The 19,382-nt window shown below is 37.2% G+C and carries 18 protein-coding genes and 2 pseudogenes; 7 read left to right on the top strand and 13 right to left on the bottom strand.

Going from position 1 to position 19,382, the window contains the following annotated elements; all coding sequences use genetic code 11:
* Positions 1-18 precede the first annotated feature (18 nt).
* Positions 19-1,095 (bottom strand): annotated as a pseudogene (locus FCI53_RS21780) (tetratricopeptide repeat-containing glycosyltransferase family 2 protein); the annotation flags it as partial.
* Between the two features lie 159 nt (positions 1,096-1,254).
* On the opposite strand from FCI53_RS21780, the gene FCI53_RS05735 reads away from it, so the two are divergent.
* Positions 1,255-2,985, top strand: a complete 1,731-nt coding sequence (locus FCI53_RS05735; protein ID WP_171038078.1) for a glycosyltransferase family 4 protein — start codon at positions 1,255-1,257, stop codon at positions 2,983-2,985.
* 55 nt (positions 2,986-3,040) lie between these two features.
* Here FCI53_RS05735 and FCI53_RS05730 read toward each other — a convergent pair whose 3' ends face one another.
* The 6 genes from FCI53_RS05730 to fabI form a co-directional block, all read right to left on the bottom strand.
* The gene (locus tag FCI53_RS05730) at positions 3,041-3,703 is read right to left on the bottom strand and encodes a hypothetical protein (protein WP_138416740.1); all 663 of its coding nucleotides are present in this window, start codon (positions 3,701-3,703) and stop codon (positions 3,041-3,043) included.
* 172 nt (positions 3,704-3,875) lie between these two features.
* The gene (locus FCI53_RS21775; protein WP_246050027.1) at positions 3,876-5,075 is read right to left on the bottom strand and encodes a hypothetical protein; all 1,200 of its coding nucleotides are present in this window, start codon (positions 5,073-5,075) and stop codon (positions 3,876-3,878) included.
* Between the two features lie 113 nt (positions 5,076-5,188).
* A complete protein-coding gene (locus FCI53_RS05720) occupies positions 5,189-5,623 on the bottom strand; it encodes an S-Ena type endospore appendage (protein ID WP_171038077.1) in 435 nt (144 codons plus the stop codon).
* A 191-nt stretch (positions 5,624-5,814) separates the two neighbouring features.
* Positions 5,815-6,732: a ketopantoate reductase family protein gene (locus FCI53_RS05715; RefSeq protein ID WP_171038076.1), complete on the bottom strand. Its 918-nt coding sequence runs from the start codon at positions 6,730-6,732 to the stop codon at positions 5,815-5,817.
* 107 nt (positions 6,733-6,839) lie between these two features.
* Positions 6,840-7,262, bottom strand: coding sequence for a DUF1801 domain-containing protein (locus FCI53_RS05710; RefSeq protein ID WP_138416734.1), 423 nt, complete (start codon positions 7,260-7,262; stop codon positions 6,840-6,842).
* Between the two features lie 240 nt (positions 7,263-7,502).
* Positions 7,503-8,282 carry an enoyl-ACP reductase FabI gene (gene fabI, locus FCI53_RS05705; protein WP_138416732.1) on the bottom strand — a complete coding sequence of 260 codons (780 nt, stop codon included), beginning with the start codon at positions 8,280-8,282 and terminating at the stop codon, positions 7,503-7,505.
* Positions 8,283-8,706: 424 nt separating this feature from the next.
* Here fabI and FCI53_RS05700 point away from each other — a divergent pair, with 424 nt between their 5' ends.
* Positions 8,707-9,093 (top strand): SLAP domain-containing protein, encoded by a 387-nt coding sequence (locus tag FCI53_RS05700; RefSeq protein ID WP_171038075.1) that lies wholly within the window; start codon positions 8,707-8,709, stop codon positions 9,091-9,093.
* A gap of 207 nt (positions 9,094-9,300) precedes the next feature.
* On the opposite strand, the gene FCI53_RS05695 is transcribed toward FCI53_RS05700, so the two are convergent.
* Complete coding sequence (locus FCI53_RS05695; RefSeq protein ID WP_138416728.1) at positions 9,301-10,581, bottom strand: SpoIID/LytB domain-containing protein; 1,281 nt, start codon at positions 10,579-10,581, stop codon at positions 9,301-9,303.
* A 221-nt stretch (positions 10,582-10,802) separates the two neighbouring features.
* On the opposite strand from FCI53_RS05695, the gene FCI53_RS05690 reads away from it, so the two are divergent.
* Positions 10,803-11,468, top strand: coding sequence for an FMN-dependent NADH-azoreductase (locus FCI53_RS05690; RefSeq protein ID WP_138416726.1), 666 nt, complete (start codon positions 10,803-10,805; stop codon positions 11,466-11,468).
* A gap of 68 nt (positions 11,469-11,536) precedes the next feature.
* On the opposite strand, the gene FCI53_RS05685 is transcribed toward FCI53_RS05690, so the two are convergent.
* The 3 genes from FCI53_RS05685 to FCI53_RS05675 all read right to left on the bottom strand — a co-directional run bounded on the left by FCI53_RS05685 (position 11,537) and on the right by FCI53_RS05675 (position 13,580).
* Positions 11,537-12,223 carry an LrgB family protein gene (locus FCI53_RS05685; protein ID WP_342774171.1) on the bottom strand — a complete coding sequence of 229 codons (687 nt, stop codon included), beginning with the start codon at positions 12,221-12,223 and terminating at the stop codon, positions 11,537-11,539.
* Positions 12,223-12,591: a CidA/LrgA family protein gene (locus FCI53_RS05680; protein WP_138416722.1), complete on the bottom strand. Its 369-nt coding sequence runs from the start codon at positions 12,589-12,591 to the stop codon at positions 12,223-12,225. Before FCI53_RS05680 ends, FCI53_RS05685 begins: the two co-directional genes overlap by 1 nt.
* A gap of 104 nt (positions 12,592-12,695) precedes the next feature.
* Positions 12,696-13,580: a LysR family transcriptional regulator gene (locus tag FCI53_RS05675; RefSeq protein ID WP_138416720.1), complete on the bottom strand. Its 885-nt coding sequence runs from the start codon at positions 13,578-13,580 to the stop codon at positions 12,696-12,698.
* A 118-nt stretch (positions 13,581-13,698) separates the two neighbouring features.
* Between FCI53_RS05675 and FCI53_RS05670 the strand changes: the two genes are divergently transcribed.
* Positions 13,699-15,147 carry an MDR family MFS transporter gene (locus FCI53_RS05670; RefSeq protein WP_138416717.1) on the top strand — a complete coding sequence of 483 codons (1,449 nt, stop codon included), beginning with the start codon at positions 13,699-13,701 and terminating at the stop codon, positions 15,145-15,147.
* A gap of 80 nt (positions 15,148-15,227) precedes the next feature.
* Here the strand turns inward: FCI53_RS05670 and FCI53_RS05665 are convergent, their stop codons facing one another.
* Positions 15,228-16,442: an EAL domain-containing protein gene (locus FCI53_RS05665; protein WP_138416715.1), complete on the bottom strand. Its 1,215-nt coding sequence runs from the start codon at positions 16,440-16,442 to the stop codon at positions 15,228-15,230.
* 495 nt (positions 16,443-16,937) lie between these two features.
* Positions 16,938-17,594, bottom strand: coding sequence for a ribonuclease H family protein (locus FCI53_RS05660; protein ID WP_138416713.1), 657 nt, complete (start codon positions 17,592-17,594; stop codon positions 16,938-16,940).
* A gap of 108 nt (positions 17,595-17,702) precedes the next feature.
* On the opposite strand from FCI53_RS05660, the gene FCI53_RS21655 reads away from it, so the two are divergent.
* The 3 genes and pseudogenes from FCI53_RS21655 to FCI53_RS21765 all read left to right on the top strand — a co-directional run bounded on the left by FCI53_RS21655 (position 17,703) and on the right by FCI53_RS21765 (position 19,355).
* On the top strand, positions 17,703-18,113 hold the full coding sequence (locus tag FCI53_RS21655) for a hypothetical protein (protein WP_210238482.1): 411 nt from the start codon (positions 17,703-17,705) through the stop codon (positions 18,111-18,113).
* 201 nt (positions 18,114-18,314) lie between these two features.
* Positions 18,315-18,827, top strand: a pseudogene (locus tag FCI53_RS21770) (peptidoglycan recognition protein family protein); the annotation flags it as partial.
* Positions 18,804-19,355 carry a peptidoglycan-binding domain-containing protein gene (locus tag FCI53_RS21765; protein ID WP_246050034.1) on the top strand — a complete coding sequence of 184 codons (552 nt, stop codon included), beginning with the start codon at positions 18,804-18,806 and terminating at the stop codon, positions 19,353-19,355. The pseudogene FCI53_RS21770 and the gene FCI53_RS21765, both read left to right, overlap by 24 nt.
* The last annotated feature ends 27 nt before the right edge of the window (positions 19,356-19,382 follow it).

Here is a 19,382-nt window from a genome sequence, read left to right as displayed (position 1 = left end):
GCCTTTCAAAGGTTTGGCAGTTTCTTTATCGAAAAACCTCTTGTTAAATTGAACACTCGGATCGTTAGGCCGATAGTTTTCTGCCATTTTATTATGATGATACGCTTTTTCCATATTTCCAAGTTTCCAATAGCAAACACATAATTGTAAGTGAGGATACCATGTAGAAAAAGCTGGCATAGTGAACCCACCATGATCAACTAGTCCGTCATTAATGGCTGTTTCATACCAAAAGACAGCAGTTTTTATGTTCTTTTTATTTTTAAAGTAATCTCCTAAACGACAACATATTTGTGGTCGTGGCAAATCATATTTTAACGATCGTAATAAAGAATCTATTTCTTTTTCATGCTCCCCGAGGTAGGCATAACAGTCTGCTAGAAATGTGCAAGCCATTATTTCATCTTCTACCCAACCTTTTTTTGTTGCTAAAAATTCATTGTAATATAGGATCGCCTTTTTATATTTTTGATTTTCCCGAAGTTCATTAGCGTAATAATAAAGGTCCCTAGGGGAAAATTTCTCTCCTCTTTTTAACTTCGCTTCATAGATTTGTAGATTTCTCCCTTTTGTATCCCCACTATTTTCTTTCAAATGCTTTTGATGTGTCACTGCGATGTCAGATTTAATGATATTACCTGAAACAGCTAAATACTCATGAACAACGCCATGCCATTTGAAGTGATTTGTACGCTTTACTAGTCGGTTACGGCGGTAGCTAAATGTTGGGTTTCCATATTCGTCAAATGCTATATTGTAATACATTGAAACGACATCCACCGTATCGTCTAAAGTCTTCTTTAACGTTAATAATTTACTAAGATCTTCTTTTAACAAAACATCATCTGCATCTAACCAAAGAATAAAATCCATTGTCGCATGACTAAAAGCAAAATTTCTTGCTGCTGAAAAATCATCAACCCATTCAAAATCAACTACTTTATCTGTAAAAGAAGCTGCAATTTCTTTTGTTTTATCGGTAGAACCTGTATCAACAATGACGATTTCGTCACATGCTTCTTTCACACTATCCAAACAACTAGCCAATACTTCTTCTTCATCTTTTACGATCATGCATAAACTAATTGTCACCACCGTTATTTTCCTCCAATATCAAACAAAATTTACCATTAATATAATTTATGCGTTAGTTGTCATCGAGTGTGGGACAATGTCTACTTTTCCATCATCTATTCACTTGTTCATGACTGCTTAATAAACTAGAAGAAACAAAACTGTTCTGGGGGATTCATGATGATACGAGAACTGAAACGTAAAGAATTTCATGCAAGAATGGATCGTCTTTATCTAGCTAGAAAACAATTATTATGTAACAAAAGTACAAAAGGAACAGATCTTCATGTTGTTTATGTGATGAGCAATGTAGCTGTCAGTGGAGGAGTGAAGATAATACTTGAGCATGCAAACCGATTAACCCAAGCTGGTGTGAGAGTCACCATTGTTTCTCACTTCGAAAAACCGAAATGGTACCCAATTGAAGCAAACTATAGTCAAGTTCCTTTTGACCTTGAATTAGCTAAGGGCGTCCCTAATTGTGATGTTATTGTAGCAACCTATTGGGATCATATCCAAGCTTGCATCGAAACGGGAATTGCACCAGTGGTCTATTTTGAGCAAGGTGACTTTCATTTATTTGAATACGAATCGATGAACAACTCTCTTAAAAAATATATCCAAACACAATTTCAATTGCCTTCATTTATCTTTACTGTATCTTCTAGTACAGCTGAATATATTCAAAAATATTATAATAGAAAAGCAAAAGTAATTCCGAACGCAATCGATCCCAAAATTTTTTCTAATAAGCAAGATAAGTATCCTGCAACGGATCCTTATCTATTAATGATAGGAGCAGAATCAGCTACTTTCAAAGGGATACAAGATATCACGAAAGCTTACGACATCTTAACCAAAACAAATAAACAACTAGATTTGTTTTGGATTACACCTGAGGCACCTTCAGAAAAAATGAAGAGTAAAGTTTCAAAAGTGTTTGTTCAACCTAACCAAGAACTAATCGCAAAATTATACAGAGGAGCTACTATCTATGTGTCTGGCTCCCACTACGAAAGTTTTTCTCTACCACCACTAGAAGCGATGGCTTGTGGCTGTCCAGTTGTTACATCTGGGAACAGAGGTGTTCGCGAATATGCATTCGACCAAGAAAATGCACTAATAACTAGAATTGCTGATCCTTTGGACACGGCAACAAAAATTGAACAAGTACTTGGGAATCCCCAACTAAAAGCAAAACTAATTGACCATGGTTATGTAACAGCAAATAAATTTAATTGGGAAACAATTACAGAAGAACTTATTGATTATTATCAAGGCATCGCTACCTATCAAGTTAAACCATCAGTTGATATCGACGAGTGGGACGTTACTCTAACAAAGGATCACTTTATAGAGCAAGATGACTACACTAAATTTTGGAAGTTGTTATCCTATACAACCGCCGATTTGATAGAAGTGCCTGTAGTTTATAAACTTGATAACGCCTTTAAAATTGCTCGATGGGAAATAGTTGCAAATCGCAAAGACTCAGCCAATACGGAGGTCGAAAGATGTTATTGCCCTATCACACCAACAAATCCATTTTCCCTTCTCAACCAAAAAGCCTATCGCCTCTTTTATAAGAAAGAATATGAACTTGCGTTAGAACAATTTGAAATTCTTTATAAAAAAGTGAACGAGGAGATGGAACAATTTATCTACTTTCGTTGGATTATTTTATGTTTATTCCGGTTGCAGAGAAGATTTGAAGCTAAAAAAAGATTACTGGAATGGGAAGAACTGCATCATCTTCCTTACTTATCAGAACTTTATTTCCTTCGCCTTATTCTTCCAAATTATCAGGCGGACGATTTCGCTAAGTTGTCTATTTTAAGGGATGCAACAACCTACCCCGAATATCTTTTCGACATTAAATATCAGTTAAATCGTTTATCTACACGAATTTAAATCCAATGCTAACAAAATACCCCCAATAATAATTGTTTATCATTATTATTGGGGGTTAATATAATTGATTCTCAGCGCTGTTTAAGTGAATCTTCTCTTTTAGTTCACCACTCAAATCAAATCGAAAGTCACCTGTTATTTTTTTATCTAAGTCATTTTTTGAGACCACAATTTTTGACTTCTTCGTAAAATCAAAAGAAAAAGGTACGTTTTTATAAACTTTATATAATGTTTTAAGTTTATTATTCAGACTATATAACGCAACGTATATAAATGGATCAGTTCCATTTCTGTAAACAATCGTTGCATTACCTTTAAATGGGTATTTTACGTTTGATTGCCAGATTGTGGTTTCTGAATACCCTTCTGAAATTGAAAATTCTCCCTTTAAACAATCAGAAAATGGGTAGCGAATGATAAGATTTGAATGAATCCCAACGCTTGATAAGTTTTGAATCCCCATTAAACAAGTTTTACTGATCGTAATTGTTGATTCAGAAGGTTTGAAGAACTGATAACCACAAATGGACATCGGTACTAATAATCGTAAAGTTATACAGTCCTGATCTTTTCCGAGGAAAAGAAAATACGTAGTACAAAACAATTGACCATGGTCACAACCATATGCCTCTACAACCTTGCCTTTTTTGGAGTAGATAAGGATTGGTTTTACATGGTTGACCATCAATTTACTAACATTGTTATCTATCATTCCCATCATGATCATTCCTAATCTAGTATTATTATAGTGTATGCAGACCTTTACCACTCCGACTCCATTTTGTTTTAAAATAGTGGCACATCACATATTTCATTTTTAATAGTTAACAAAAAAGACTGTAACAAGGTATATATATGCTTGTCACAGTCTTCTTATTTGTTTGCTACGTCTATTGTGGGTCTGCGATTTCAATATGACAAGTAGAAATTGCAGTATCAGTACTATTCGCATTTCCACCTACAAATACTACACCAACAGCTTTGTCATTAATACGTCTGTTACCAGTCGTTGTACCACCAGCTTCAATATTATAGATTGTTCCGATGTCAAGGCTATCTCTAATTGCTTCTTCACATTCATCTTCACATGTTACCAACTCAGGCTCTGGTAAGTCTAACGGCTGAATACCGAGATCTTGGAAGGTTACATTTTGTGTTGTTCTTACCCAAGCAATCTTACATAGTGAAATTATATCACCGTTATCGAGTGTAACAATTCCTGTACCCACTTGAGTCGGATCCGTTAATCCACCAGTAGTTGTTCCGCCGTTTTCTGTATTAATTTGAACGTTTACTGTGCCTTCAGCTGCTGCTATTTCTTCCAATACGTTTCTAATCTGATCCGTACAAGTACAGCTAATATCCTCACAATCACACTCTCCAGTTGGTCCCTGTGGCCCTGTCGGCCCTTCTGGTCCTGTCGGTCCTTCTGGCCCCGTCGGCCCTTCCGGTCCTGTCGGTCCTTCTGGCCCCGTTGGCCCTTCTGGTCCTGTCGGTCCTTCTGGCCCCGTCGGTCCTTCCGGTCCCGTTGGCCCTTCCGGCCCCGTTGGCCCCTCTGGTCCTGTCGGTCCTTCTGGCCCCGTTGGCCCTTCTGGTCCTGTCGGTCCTTCTGGTCCTGTCGGTCCTTCTGGCCCCGTTGGCCCTTCTGGTCCTGTCGGTCCTTCCGGCCCTGTCGGCCCTTCTGGTCCTGTCGGTCCTTCTGGCCCCGTCGGCCCTTCCGGTCCTGTCGGTCCTTCTGGTCCCGTCGGTCCTTCTGGCCCCGTTGGCCCTTCTGGTCCTGTCGGTCCTTCTGGTCCTGTCGGTCCTTCTGGCCCCGTTGGCCCTTCCGGCCCTGTCGGTCCTTCTGGTCCTGTCGGTCCTTCTGGTCCCGTCGGTCCCTCTGGCCCTGTTGGTCCTTCCGGTCCCGTCGGCCCTTCTGGCCCCGTCGGTCCTTCCGGTCCCGTTGGCCCTTCCGGCCCCGTCGGCCCTGTTGGACCAGTAGGACAAATAGGACATTTATGCTTTTTTCTACGTCTAACTATACAATGCTCATCATGAACACTATGATCTTTACACTCACAATGGTCCTTTTCACATTTATTACAGCTCAAATTATTCACCTCACTTTCCTTGTTTCTATTAAAATATTCCTGTTAAATTAATAAGAAACGGCGAAAATCTCACCCCTAAAAATTTAGGCCTAAACTTAATTTATAATTAGTTTTTATACTGGAAAACGAGACGTAATACTAATTTCACCTTCACACTCCGATTCATCAACCGTATCATATTCCACTTCATCTTCCGGACACGTAACTGTAATACTATCAAATTTCGTATAAGTGAAAGTTACACAACTATCTTCAAATACTTTGATCGCAGGTCCTGACTGCTGTCCATTTGCAAAAAATCTAACAACAATAAACGGAGCATCACCACTGTCATAGCTAACAAAACCAGATCCAAACAGTTGTTTAAACCCTCCAGTTTGGAAAACAACCTGAGATTCCCCTTCAGGAACAGACCATTCACAGCAAATACAATCTTTCACTAACTGTTTCTGAACTTTACAATGAACTTCTTTCTCTTTACACTCACATTTACGTTTTTTACGATGGCACTGACAAGAGTTTTTAAAATCATCCAACTTACTACTCATTTTCATTTCCTCCTTTCTAAAAGTTCTCATTATATTTATATTTCACTAAGCAAATACGGAAACGGCACTTGCTCTATTACTAAGAAAATAACTATTTAATCTACAAACTCCATTAAAAAAGACCGAATCCACTACAGGACCCGATCTTCAATAGTTAAACTGACTACTAGAAATACTGATTTTTTCACCTTCTAATACTGACTCTCGATTCTCTTAATAGAATCGTATAAATATCTATTCACAGGTGTTTGAATGCCATGTTTTCTACTTAACTCTAAAACCGTTCCAGAAAACAATTCCACTTCACTATAACGTTTAGCTTCCAAATCTTGACGCATAGAAGGCTTGCCTTCAGGACTAAGCGTAGCCAGTATTTGAAGCCAATAAGTCAAATCATCTTCGGATAAATCAACCCCTTCTTTTTTAGATAAAGCAATGACTTCTTTCATTGCGGCAACCATCGTATCCCTTGCTTTTCCTTGTCGTTGCACTCCGCCATAATTCGTTTCATAAACAGCAACCGTTTGATTAACCCCAACATTAAGCATAAACTTTCCCCATTGACGTTTCATCATATTCACATCCACTTCATAAGGAAAATCTACCTGATCAAAAAAATTAGCTACCCGCTGCATTTTTTCAGAATCAACACCTGCTTCACGTTCCCCAAAACAAAGCATCCCTTTATTCTCATATGTCAGTTGATTACCGACTTTCACAGCATCCATTCCCTGCGCAACACTATATAACACTTTATCATGTCCAAATGTCCGACCAATGATCTCCTCACTAGATATCCCATTTAATGCAGATAAAATAATTGTGTTTTCTCCGACATGTTTCTTCATTGCTTCTATTGCGTCATCTAATCCATTTTCTTTAACAGCAAAAATAATTAAATCTGCAGGTTCGCAAGGCTGTTCAGGTGTCATATAGTTAAATTCACATAACTCTCCATTGCAATAGACCCCATGACTAGTATATTTATGTATGCGATTTTGATCAGCAACGATTCGTAAATTTTGTTTGGGCATTTGTTTGGATAATTGATATCCAAACAAAATACCTAATGCACCTAATCCAATAATTGATACTCTACTAATCTCCATCACTAACCAATCCTTTCTCTACTTTCTGATTATTTTATCATAATTTTCTTAATCATATGGTTCATATGACTTTAGATACGGCCTTTGATGTAAGAGGAGAAAGTCATTTATTCTGGATAGGTTTCACGCAAAAAAACAATTGATTGTTTAATTAATGCTTTTAGTATATCAACATCAATATCTGCAAGTTTATTCACATAAACACAAGCTGCCCCAGCTTTATGCTTACCCAATTGTTTTAATAACTCCTCACGTTCTGTATCTCCAGTTGCGAAATACAGGCTGAACCTAGCTTTCTTTGGAGAAAAACCGACGAGTGGTGCAACTCCCTCATGGCCCGTTTTATATTTATAATGATAGGAGCCAAATCCAATGATAGTACTCCCCCACACTCTGGCTTGATAACCAGTTGTTTCTGTAAAAATTTCTAACAGTTTATAGGCATCCTCCCGTTTTTTCGGACTTTCTACTTGTTCAATTAATGCGGTCACATCACCGTCATTTTCTTTTATTTTTTGTTCGTAAACCATCAAATCCCCTCCATACTCTAATATTTCCTTCACTCTAGAATCTTCCTCATTTCTTTAAAATACTATTCTATAACTAACCTTCATATCCTTTCATATTTTTAGATGATGGATTCATTGTTATTTATTGCTTAATAACTTTTGGTTGACGATAAACCTATATAAAAACAGTCATCGCAACATAGTGCGATGACTGTTTTTTAGTTTAACCTTTATTCATGGATGGGACCAATCGAACGAGAATCACCCAACAATACTATACCCACAATCCACATGAACCACTTCACCAGTTACCGCACGTGATAGCGGACTAAGTAGGGTAACCGTCATGTCCCCAACCTCTTCTTGAGTCACATTACGTTTCAATGGTGCTTTTTCTTCAATTTCTTTTAGCATTTGGTTAAAAGATGGAATTCCTTTTGCTGCAAGTGTTCGAATCGGACCAGCCGAAATCGCATTGACTCGGATATTATCCTCTCCTAAATCCAGAGCTAAATACTTCATAGAGGATTCAAGTGCAGCTTTGGCTACTCCCATTACTTTATAGCCATCAAGCGCACGTTCTGCTCCAAGTGCGCTCATCGTTACGATTGAACTTCCATCAGTTAAAAATGGCTTCGCTTCTCTAGCGACCGCGATCAACGAATAGGCACTTGTGTCTTGAGCAAATGCGTACCCACTTCTAGATGTCTCAGCAAAAGACGCTTTTAAATCCTCCCCATGCGCAAAAGCAATCGAGTGAATGACACCATGAATTTTGCCAACTTTTTCGCCAATCTGTTGAAAGGCGCCATGGATACTCTCGTCATCATTGACATCACATTGAACGACAAGCTCTGCGTTAATTGAAGCTTCTTCTAATAATTTGTTCAGTTTACTTAGTGAACGTTCTTTTCGATATGTAAAAATTAATTTAGCTCCTGCTTTGTGTAGGGATCTCGCTACGCCCCAAGCTAAACTTCGCTGGTTAGCAACCCCCATGATCACAATCGGTTTATTTTTCAATTGTAGTAAATCTTCCATCTGTCCATAACCTCCAACATAAATTTGCCCAATGTTTATTCATTTGTTAAACTTCTTACCATATTTGGACAAACTGTACTATTTTTTCAAATACTACCAGCATCATACCGTAAATAACGTCTGTAGTCCAACTAACGCCGTTATTAGGAGAAAATTATGGAACAATTATTTGATACTATTATACATTCGGTCATAAGTAACATTGAGAAACATTAAGAAGGAAACAACATCGATCAAATTGTACAGCTGGAAAAACAGTTAAACGAATATAATTCGGTTGCAGAAGCTAGTAACGATCACAAATTGAATTTTCTATTAGCTAACATTATTGACGATTGTCCGGAGTTATATGCACACCACTGGCGTTCATTTACGAGAGACGCTTGAATATTTTAAAGCGAATGTAGATTATAAGGGGGAAACCATGCAGAAACTACAATTTGAAAATTCATGGAATAAAACGATAAGTAAGCAGGACCGAGAACAAATAGAAAAGACTTTTTTAGAAGTTATGCTTCAAGAAGATATACCAATACAATTCACCGTATTATGGCACGCTGTCAATCATAGCGGGGATCTTTTAGTGACAACGCTTGTACATAATACAACAACAGAAATGGTTCGTTTTGATGATGCAACCATTCAATACAGCGTAAATAACAACATGGTAGCGGAGTATTCCTTTAGTCTGCCAACACTACACATTGCACCACAGACATCAATGCCATGGACATTTATTTTCCCGACTGACAGTATAACAAAGGTTAACATGACAAACAAAGGAACACTTGTGATTGTTGAAAACAGTTAATAATTCAATATGTCTTTGTTGCAACTGTTGTATTATTAAACATAAGGATAAAGCGTTGGTTGTCACCTCCGACAAGTTTTCGACAAGTCCCGGTGTAGCGCTTGTTCCCCAAAAGAGGATTATCGAAGCTAGGTGTGGAGTTGAGTTGGCTTGGCTTTTCCTGTATTCCTTCTTATCTGTTCCATGTAAAACGGGTAGCACTGTCCGCTACCCGCCTTGTATATCCTTATAGGAAGAGACTTCAGTTCCTGGATAATAAAAGTCAATAATATCTCGGTAGGAGTGGCCATTTTCTCCCATAACTTGTGCCCCCCATTGACTCATGCCAACACCATGGCCATATCCACGACCTTTCATCGTGTATATGCCAGCTTGTTTTTCAAGAGAGTCAATCAAATAACTTTTAAATCTAGTCCCGCCAATCATTGGTCGAATTTTATTTAATGGAATATCTTCCATTTTAAATTGACGAAATAGCACGGTACCGTCAAATAATCGTTGTAAATAGTCAATCGTTATCGATCCCTTCGTTCTACGTTCAGAAGCTAGTCTCTGATTAGACAGTTCAAACTTAGGTACCGATAAAATTTTTATTTGATCAAGTGAACTGTTCTTGGCTATCCGTTGTTTAACAGATGCTATGATGTCCTTGTTCTTCTCTTCAAGATTCTCCCACCAATTAGGGTCATCCCACTCTATTTGTTCTAGATCAATTTGTGTTTCATGAAGCTTAAATTCCCATGAATGTACTGGATCATAGGGATCTTTTTTTATTGGGAAATAGCTTAGTCTTTTCCCACCCCAAACATTGGCATTACTTTCGGTAACTCCTCCATTACTTGCTGAATAAAAGGCACTGATTAAACGATTGTTATACGTAATCACTTCCCCTTTTGTTTGCTCAACCGCTTTTGTTGTATTCTCCTTCCACGTATAACCTCCGTAAACTTGATATTTGATTGTATCATCTATTTCTTCATTGATATGTGTGGTGGCATAGGTTCTAGCTGCTAATGCTTGGGCTTTTAAAGTTTCTAGTCCCCAGCTAGGGTATACTTCAAATGGAACAACACCTTTTAAATAATCCTCTAATGGTAGTTGATTGACCGGGCGTATTGTATTATTCCCTTCAAGGCGGAATTCAATTGCACCTAAATACGGTCGTTCGTTAATATAAATAACATGTTCTCGATCATATTCTTTTGGTATAAGTACCAAGGAATCTTGTAATTGGTACGTCTCATCTAAATGATTTAAATGCATCGATCCGTCAGTTGCCGTGAGTGTATAAATTCCTCCTTTTTTAATTGGCAATGTTGGATCTAGTGTTACATATTCTCCTTTAATATGAATGTCTAGTTGTGACGGATTTCCTATATGATTTTCTAAACGAACACGTACAAGTTCATCTTCATTAGCATTAATTGTTTGTGGAAAAATGACTGTGATACATACTATAAAAATAAATAGTTGCAATAAGTATTTCATATCGGTTATTTTTTCAAAGACGCGCTTCTTTATACACTTATTAAAGTAATCTTCTCGCAATCATTCCTTTCACAAATGCTGTATTATGTGCAAAGAAAAAGCAACCTAATCAAAAGAAGCTATTCATTTATATAATAATTCACAATATGTTCAATGAATAACATAGTAAATTATATTATGATGGTATTAACAGGTTTTTAATTTGGAGAAAGGATGTTTATATGTCAAAACTATTGTACATAACAGCAAATCCAAAAACAGAGGTAAAACGCTCAAAAGGAGCTCAAATCGGTGAAGTGTTTTTAGAAACGTTTCAACAATCACGTCCGGATGTAGAAGTTGAACGGCTACATTTATATAGTATGGACATTGGAAGAATTGATGAAGATTTACTGTACGCTCGTGCCAAATTATCATTTATGGGCTATTCATTTGAACAACTTTCTGAAGCAGAACAAAACCAGTATTCTAAGATGCAAACACTTCTAGATCAATTTATCAATGCAGATTATTATGTATTTGTTACTCCACTCTGGAATTTTGGTACACCTGCTATTATGAAAGATTATATGGATAACATGTTTAAATTCGGCGAAACCTTTACAAGAACAGAAGAAGGAACGAAAGGTTTATTAACAAATCGTAAAGCAGTTCACATTCAAACACGTGGTGGGATTTATGCTGAAGGACCAATGAAGGAATATGAGATGGGGGATCATTACCTAGACAAGACTCTATCTTTCCTAGGGATGGAAGTGATGAAGCCAATTATCGCGGAGGGTTTGGATCATTTACCTAAACAAGTCCCTGAAATTATGGCACATGCAAAACAAGAGGCGGAAAAGGCTGCGATTGAAATGGCTAACGATACTGTCACACATAACTAATAATAAAGGAGGAAATAATCACACAAGAATTATTCCCTCCTTTATCATGTCACAAATACTCTATAAATTTAGCCAAGGTAGGTTATAATGAATGGAATAAGCACTTTCCCCCATACCATCGTGATACTAGCAGCAAAAATCATAGCTAACGTGGAAAAAGTAGCAGCTTGCTCGCCGTATTCCATTGCTTTGTTTGTTCCTACTCCATGAGCACTCATACCAAGCGCCAAACCCTTGGCAACCGGGGATTTAATCGACAATCCATTGATGACACTTGGCCCAATGATCCCACCAATGATTCCCGTCAAAATGACAAATACAGTCGTTAGTGTTGGGATTCCCCCAATATCTTTGGATACTTCCATTGCAATTGGTGTGGTAACCGATCGTGGCAATACACTTACTAAAAAATTATTATTTAAGTGGACCATTAAAGCTAGTAATAAAGAAGAAAAAATAGCAACTAACGATCCAATTGTGATGCTCGTTACAATAATACCAATATATTTTTTTACAACAGCTAGATGTTTGTAAATCGGTATCGCAAATGCAACTGTTGCCGGACCAAGCATGTGCGTTAACGGTTGGGCCTGAATCAAGTATTGATTTGCAGAAACATGAAAAATAATTATGACCGCAATGATTAATATCGGACTAAGCAAAAGTGGATGAAAAATCGGTAGTGGAAGTTTCTTATATCCGATTTTGGCAATGGCGTACAAAGCTATTGTCATGCATACTACAACGATGATCATCATTGTACATCACGTTCTTTATAGAAATAGATTCGATCAGCAATAAAAGCAGTTGTTGCCATCACAATAAATGTACTTACACCAATAATGATAACAGTCGTTAATCCTTGTAAACTAAACATTTCATTATAATTCACAACCCCTACTGCAGAAGGAACAAAAAATAGTAATAGTTCTGCTAACAACCAATTTCCACCTTTTTCTACCCATTCTAGTTTGATGATATGTAACGATAATGCCAAAAACAATAATACTAACCCGATCATCGAAGCTGGAATAGGAAGATGGAATAATGTCTGAACAGTAGCACCCAAAAATAGAAAAATATGAATAAAGACAATTTGCAGTAATATGGTAATAATTTTCAAAAACGGTTCCTCCTATCCATCAACGTTTTTAGAATAATTATTATCATACTGTCTTTATGAACATTCGTAAAATACATAATAATTATGATTTGTATAACTTTTAGTTATGCATCGTCCGAGACCTGTTTCACGAATTCAATAAACGCCCTACTTGCGTAAGATATATATTTATCTTTTTTCGTAATAACCGCAAGATCCCATGGGATATAGGGGGTAAGTTCAATGATCTTCACATTAGGATTATTCGCTTTCTTACAAATTGATTCAGGGAGAATCGTAATCCCTAAATTCGCTGCAACCATTTCCGTCATTAAATCCCAATGCGAACTTTTAAACAGAATCTGTGGTTCATAACCTGCCTTGATAAATTGTTCCCACATAATATCATGTAGCGCAAAATCCTCATGGTAAAAAATAAATTCTTCTTGTTCTAATTCACTAAGATCGACGGTACTGCGACTTGCTAGATGATGTTCATAGTGTACGACTACTTTCATCGCCTCTTGCACCAATGGATACGTATGAAATAGTGTACGATCAACCGGTAAAACTGCGACCCCAACATCTAATTCTCCTTCTTCAACACTTTTGACCACTTTTGCGCCACCATATTCTGTAATTGTTATTTTTATATTTGGGTAGTAATTATGAAAGGTCGACAATACATTAGGAAAAAATAAACTCCCTATGATCGGTGGTAACCCAATATGTATTTCCCCTCGCTCCAATTCTGTCAATTCATTTAGAACGGTCGACATGTCTGCTAGTTGTTCGTTGATTTTTTTCGCATATTGCATCACTACCATACCTGCATCGGTGATTTCACTTGTCTTATTCGATCTTACCATTAGAGTCATTTGAAGTTCTTGTTCTAAACTTTTAATCATTTTACTTAATGCAGGTTGTGAGATATGTAATACTTCCGCTGCTTTCGTAATACTTTGATGCCTTGCTATTTCAAGAAAATAGTTCAGTTGACGTAATTCCACTTTTTTATCACTCTCCTTTTCCCTCTAAAATAGTAATTGTATTAAACACTAAACTATGGTAATATTCTTCTTTGCTGCGTCCTGCTTGTGCTATGGACGACATGAAAGGAGAAATAGTATGAACGATATAAATCCAATAAATATACCTAGAAAGCAAAAATTGGCAATGATTGCTGCGCTTCTTGCTGGGGCATTTATGGGGATCATCAATGAAACCTTACTCGCAACCGCACTTCCAACGATCCAACATGCTTTTTCCATTACCCAAGGTGAAGTGCAGTGGCTAACCACTGTTTTTCTAATGGTGAATGGGATTATGATCCCTATTTCCGCTTTTTTGATTGAACGTTTTACAACAAGACGTTTGTTTTTAACAGCAATCATATTATTTGGAATCGGAACGACACTTGCGGCGATTGCCCCAAGCTTTTATGTATTAATAATTGGAAGGGTGATACAGGCAATGGGATCGGGCATTATGTTACCTTTACTAATGACCGTCTTATTATTAATTATACCAGTTGAACGTCGTGGAACAGCGATGGGATTAATCGGTATTGTGATTGCATTTGGTCCTGCCATCGGTCCAACGCTATCAGGGGTATTGTTAAACTATTTTTCTTGGCGTGCGCTATTCATTACCGTTATTCCACTAGTCATTGTCGCGATCATTGTCGCAATGTTGTTTATGCGAGATGTCACCCAATTAACGAAACCAAAAATTGATGTCTTGTCGATCTTGTTATCGTCATTTGGATTTGGTTCCTTCTTATATGGATTTGGTATTGCTTCCGAACATGGCTTTACCAGCACAACAGTAGTAATTAGTATTATTATAGGAGCCGTTATTATTGGTCTGTTTATATGGAGGCAATTACGATTAGAAACACCTATCTTAGAATTTCGTATTTTTAAATTCCACGTATTTACTTTATCGATTGTCATTACCTTAGTGGCAATCATTTCACTGATTGGACTAGAAACGATGTTACCGTTATTTGTCCAAAATGTATTGGGATACTCCCCACTTCAATCAGGACTTATGCTTCTACCTGGTGCGATTGTGATTGGGATTATGTCACCAATTACGGGTCGTTTGTTTGACCAATATGGTGCAAAATGGTTGGCAATCATCGGATTAACAATTGTAACGATCACGACATATTTATTTACTAGATTATCGTTAGATATGTCCTTTACGTACTTAACCACCATTTATGCTGTCCGTATGTTTGGGTTATCGTTTGCCTTAATGCCTGTTATGACAGCAGCATTAAACCAATTACCTAAAAAATGGTATGCCCATGGTTCGGCAATGGCGAATACCTTACAACAAATATCTGCTTCGATCGGAACAGCGATCCTAATTGCCTTTGTTGCAGTAGGAACCAATTTATTTACACCTATCCCTGACTTTAACCCTTCTATGAATGCGATGCTTGCAAGTATGAATGGGTTTAAATGGGCATTCATTGGTAGTACATTATTAGCTTTTATCGCGCTAATATTAAGCTTGTTCTTACGTTCACCAAAAGAAGAAAAAGCTATGACCAAACAAAACGGATAGAACACTTAATGAGCCATCTCTATGGAATAACTCCTTGGAGATGGCTTTTTGATTTTTTATTACGAAACGAAACGAATAGATTAAATCAACAAACACTCATTTTCATAAAGAAAAGCATAGCGAATATCGATAAATAAAAAGTGTTGATCGGATAAAGGATAACTAAAGGTACGAATTGTTTCCCTTGTATCAATATCGGAATAGACATCAGAAAGCATTGCTTTTTTCCATGTTTTCATATGCATCATATTCTCTAAAAAATAGGGACGAAACGACCAATTCGAGCCACGTTTGTTTTCTTCTAACACCCACTCATCTTTCCGTTTACGAAAGTTGGAAGATATTTGTTGACCATCACTATTACAAATATACATTCTAAAGCTTTCTTCATTAAAATATCTCGTAACAGCATGTATAAATGCGTCCACTTTTTTCGGTCCTTGCCATTGTGGTAAGAGTTTTTTCAATTTATCCTCCCATGACAAAATAAACCTTAGACGCTTTTCTACTAATACCTTTTCCCGCCTTACATACCCTTCCACTCTTTCAGCAACATCTACTTGCAGTGGAGATTGGGGTGTACCTTTGAAAGCAGGTTGGGCAAGATAATATCCTTGATAGAAACGTCCACCATGTTTCCAAGCAACATACAGTTGATAGCTATCCTCAATATTTTCAAATAACAATGCAGCACCAATGCGACGAGCTAGCATCGACAACGAATACATAATATCTTGAAATCCATCCTCATTATGACGGCGGATTAGTTTAGTATCGATTTTTAAAATATGTGGTTTTAATTGCCTGATACGATCTATATTGGAACTCTTCGCTCCTACATTATCGACTGCAATTTGTATTCCATACGTTTTATAGTAAAGTAGGAGATGGTGCAGAGAATCGAAAGCTTCATCAAAGTCATGTTCTGTAACTTCTAAAATGATGCGCCCCATCGAGACACCTTTTTGCTCAAAGCGTATTAATGTATCTAGTAAATCTTGTCCATCGTTTACCATCAATTGTTTTGCATTACGGTTAATAAATAAATAGGTTTCTTGATTACTAGCAACCATGTCTGTCAAGGCAATTTCTAGTAAATGTTGGTCAACTTCTACCTTAAATTCTTCTGGGACATCATCATCATGAAAAAATGGACCTAAACTAATCCATTCCTTTCCCGTATAGTAACGTCCCAACACTTCGTATCCCGTTACATCGTGTGTTATTGCACTAACAACTGGTTGATAAACAGGCTTAATGTTATGTAAATTACTGACAATATCTAATGGATCCATTCGTATCACCCTTGCTTCAGTTTCAATTATTTATTGATTTACTAATTCTTATAAAAGTTTACTATATAACAAAAATTCCTTTTAAAGAAAAAGCTATACTATTACTATACCATGTCTTTTACGTATGTTAATGCATTTATTTGGAGAAATTTGGAATTTAAAGTCATAAGTTCCCTGAAAGTTTTGTAAGATTGTGTCTGTTTAGACGCATCTAAAGTTCTGTGCACCCCCCATAGTGAACATTGTTCCCTAAGTGAAACTTCAATCAGTGAGGTCCTCTTTCATTTCCTAATGATTTGTTAGTACCTTAAGGAAAGAACCGCACGCTCTTCCCCACTTATCTTATTTGCTTTTACCTCGTAGGAGTGGGGGCTTACAGCCAGTTACATGTGGATAAACAATAATTCATGCTTTCTTATGTTAAAAAAATCAACACTTATCCGCTACAAGTGTTGATTTCACTTTAGGTCAATAGAAATACCAAATCCAATTCGATTAATCCAATTCAATCGTGCTTGATATTTCAATTTTCTTCAAAGCCTGTGAGGCAAGTTGATCCGCTTCTCGGTTCTTTTTTCGTGACACGGCTTGATAATCTGGTGTAATGCCTAATTCATCCATTTTTGCTTCAATTCGATCGGCCCACCTGTTTAACTCCACCTCGATACATGGCCACTCCCCCTTCAACTGATTAATCACAACTTGTGAGTCTCCTATAAATGTTACAGGCAAATGATGAACACCTAGCAATTCTAACTCCTGTAAGGCTAAATGAAAGGCAGCATATTCGGCTTCGTTATTCGTATTTAGTTCTTCCACTAAAGCATTTTTTCGAATTCGGTATGATTGTTGATTCTGCTCAAAGTATATCGCGCAACCTAGGCCAGAGGTATTCGTATGATGATCAAACCCTCCATCAAAATATACTGTAACGTTGTGCGGCTCTGTTTCGATCCCCTTTTTCCATTCCTTTAACTCTTTCATACTCCACACTGTATCGCGATCATCGATAAATACTATTTGTTTCATCCGGCCAGTCTTTTCCATGTCTTCTACCAAAAGTAAAGCCTGCTCCACTTGCATGATATCAGAACGAAAAGTTGTTCCCGTCCCCTTTTTAGTTCGATATTCCCATTCCATTCGAACATTCACATGATCGCCACCTTCTGCATTATATAGTGTTAGGGTAAAGAATTCCCTTCAAACTAAATCGACATTTTACGCATATCTTAAATCATCTCTTGAAAAAGGAGAATGACCATGATTGATATGACTCAATTAGATCCTGGTAACTTAGCAACCGTATCAGCTATTGTTGCCGCCTTAGTAACTGTTGTAGGAAACGCTTTTAATTTACCAACCAATTATCGATCATTACTAGCCATTCTTGTAGCTTTCATCCTAGTATTCCTTCCAGATTTTTTATTGAATAATATTCTTACCGCATTGATTATTGGATTAACTGCAAGTGGTGTGTACAGTCAAGTAAAGCCAAGAAAAGCGGTCGAAGCTGCAGTTGATACGTCAAACAACAACAACACAAATGATCAAACTACAGATGCTTCCAATAGGAATCAACGACATACTACTAGGGCAAATGAACAAATAAACACGACCAATACAAACACTGACAATACCACCGAACAACGTATTAGTGCTAGGAAATCATAAACAACCATACAGGTGGTTTTGATTCAGTTTTCAGGGTAAATATTATTCCTATTTTATCCGGATTATATTGTTTTTAAAAATTAATTTATATTCAGTAAAATACAATTCATTATCTTTTTTTATGTTTACCTTTTTCGCTTTTCATCATCCGTGTTAATCCCTACTTCAATCTGGGTGACAAACAACAAATGAGGTGAAAGCATGGAATACGATATTACTCAAGATTATATTACAGTTGGTAATGCGCGACCTGGTCAGGAAATACAAAATATACAATTTATCGTTAGTCACGATACGGGCAATCCTGGTTCAACGGCTTATGCCAACCGTAACTACTTTGAAAATACTGACCCGACTGCATCAGCACACACCTTTATTGATGATCGGCATGTTTTAGAAATCATCCCTTTAAATGAAAAAGCATGGCATGTTCGCTACAATGTTGATGCTGATAACCAACGATACGGGGAAGATGCTAACGATGCGGCGATTGGTGTGGAGTTGTGCTACGGTGGAAATATCGATTTTGAAGAATCATATAAACGGTATGTTTGGTACCACGCATACCTAGTTGATCGTTTTGATTTAAATCCAAGTGAGGACATTGTCGCACACAGTACACTGGACCCCTCCCGTCGAAGCGATCCTCAAAATGCACTAAATCGGCATGGAATTTCTTGGAATGATTTTATTGATGACGTCCAAACTGCTTATGAACGATATTTTAATGGAAACGAAGATATTTCAGAACCTGCTGTTAAAGGAGCTTCTGTAGATTTACCTGTTCAACGAGGTGACACTGGACAATTTGTTAAGGAAATCCAACAAGACTTCATTAAAGCTGGCTTCAATTTTCCAATTCATGGCGCTGACGGAAGCTTTGGTCCTGAAACAGAGCGTGCTGTAATGCGATTCCAACGGGCATACAACCTAACTATTGATGGACTTGTAGGACCACAAACACTTGATAAACTAAAAGAAGCCGTTAATAGTAGTAGTCGTGTAGATGAATTCCCCCTTCCGAATACGACTCTACAACGTGGAGATACAGGGCCTGAAGTAAGTCAATTGCAGCGTGCTTTAAAAGAAATTAATTTTGATCCACAAATGATTGATGGAAGTTATGGACCATTAACAGAAGATGCCGTAACAAGGTTTCAATCTATGTATTATGCCTTGGAAAATGATGGTATATATGGTCCAAATACACGGAGATATATTCAACTGGAATTAGATAATTAAACGAATTATAAAGGATCAAGACTACTC

Origin of the sequence: Aquibacillus sediminis (genome assembly GCF_005870085.1) — a bacterium.
GTDB classification, from domain to species: Bacteria; Bacillota; Bacilli; order Bacillales; family Amphibacillaceae; genus Aquibacillus_E; species Aquibacillus_E sediminis.
This window is presented reverse-complemented; position numbering and strand designations above follow the sequence as displayed.

Coding starts and splice junctions, on each gene's coding strand:
- FCI53_RS05735 (WP_171038078.1), top strand. CDS start 1,255: ATGATACGAGAACTGAAACGTAAAGAATTTCATGCAAGAATGGATCGT.
- FCI53_RS05730 (WP_138416740.1), bottom strand. CDS start 3,703: ATGGGAATGATAGATAACAATGTTAGTAAATTGATGGTCAACCATGTA.
- FCI53_RS05720 (WP_171038077.1), bottom strand. CDS start 5,623: ATGAGTAGTAAGTTGGATGATTTTAAAAACTCTTGTCAGTGCCATCGT.
- FCI53_RS05715 (WP_171038076.1), bottom strand. CDS start 6,732: ATGGAGATTAGTAGAGTATCAATTATTGGATTAGGTGCATTAGGTATT.
- FCI53_RS05710 (WP_138416734.1), bottom strand. CDS start 7,262: ATGGTTTACGAACAAAAAATAAAAGAAAATGACGGTGATGTGACCGCA.
- fabI (WP_138416732.1), bottom strand. CDS start 8,282: ATGGAAGATTTACTACAATTGAAAAATAAACCGATTGTGATCATGGGG.
- FCI53_RS05700 (WP_171038075.1), top strand. CDS start 8,707: ATGCAGAAACTACAATTTGAAAATTCATGGAATAAAACGATAAGTAAG.
- FCI53_RS05695 (WP_138416728.1), bottom strand. CDS start 10,581: ATGAAATACTTATTGCAACTATTTATTTTTATAGTATGTATCACAGTC.
- FCI53_RS05690 (WP_138416726.1), top strand. CDS start 10,803: ATGTCAAAACTATTGTACATAACAGCAAATCCAAAAACAGAGGTAAAA.
- FCI53_RS05685 (WP_342774171.1), bottom strand. CDS start 12,223: ATGATCATCGTTGTAGTATGCATGACAATAGCTTTGTACGCCATTGCC.
- FCI53_RS05670 (WP_138416717.1), top strand. CDS start 13,699: ATGAACGATATAAATCCAATAAATATACCTAGAAAGCAAAAATTGGCA.
- FCI53_RS05665 (WP_138416715.1), bottom strand. CDS start 16,442: ATGGATCCATTAGATATTGTCAGTAATTTACATAACATTAAGCCTGTT.
- FCI53_RS21655 (WP_210238482.1), top strand. CDS start 17,703: ATGATTGATATGACTCAATTAGATCCTGGTAACTTAGCAACCGTATCA.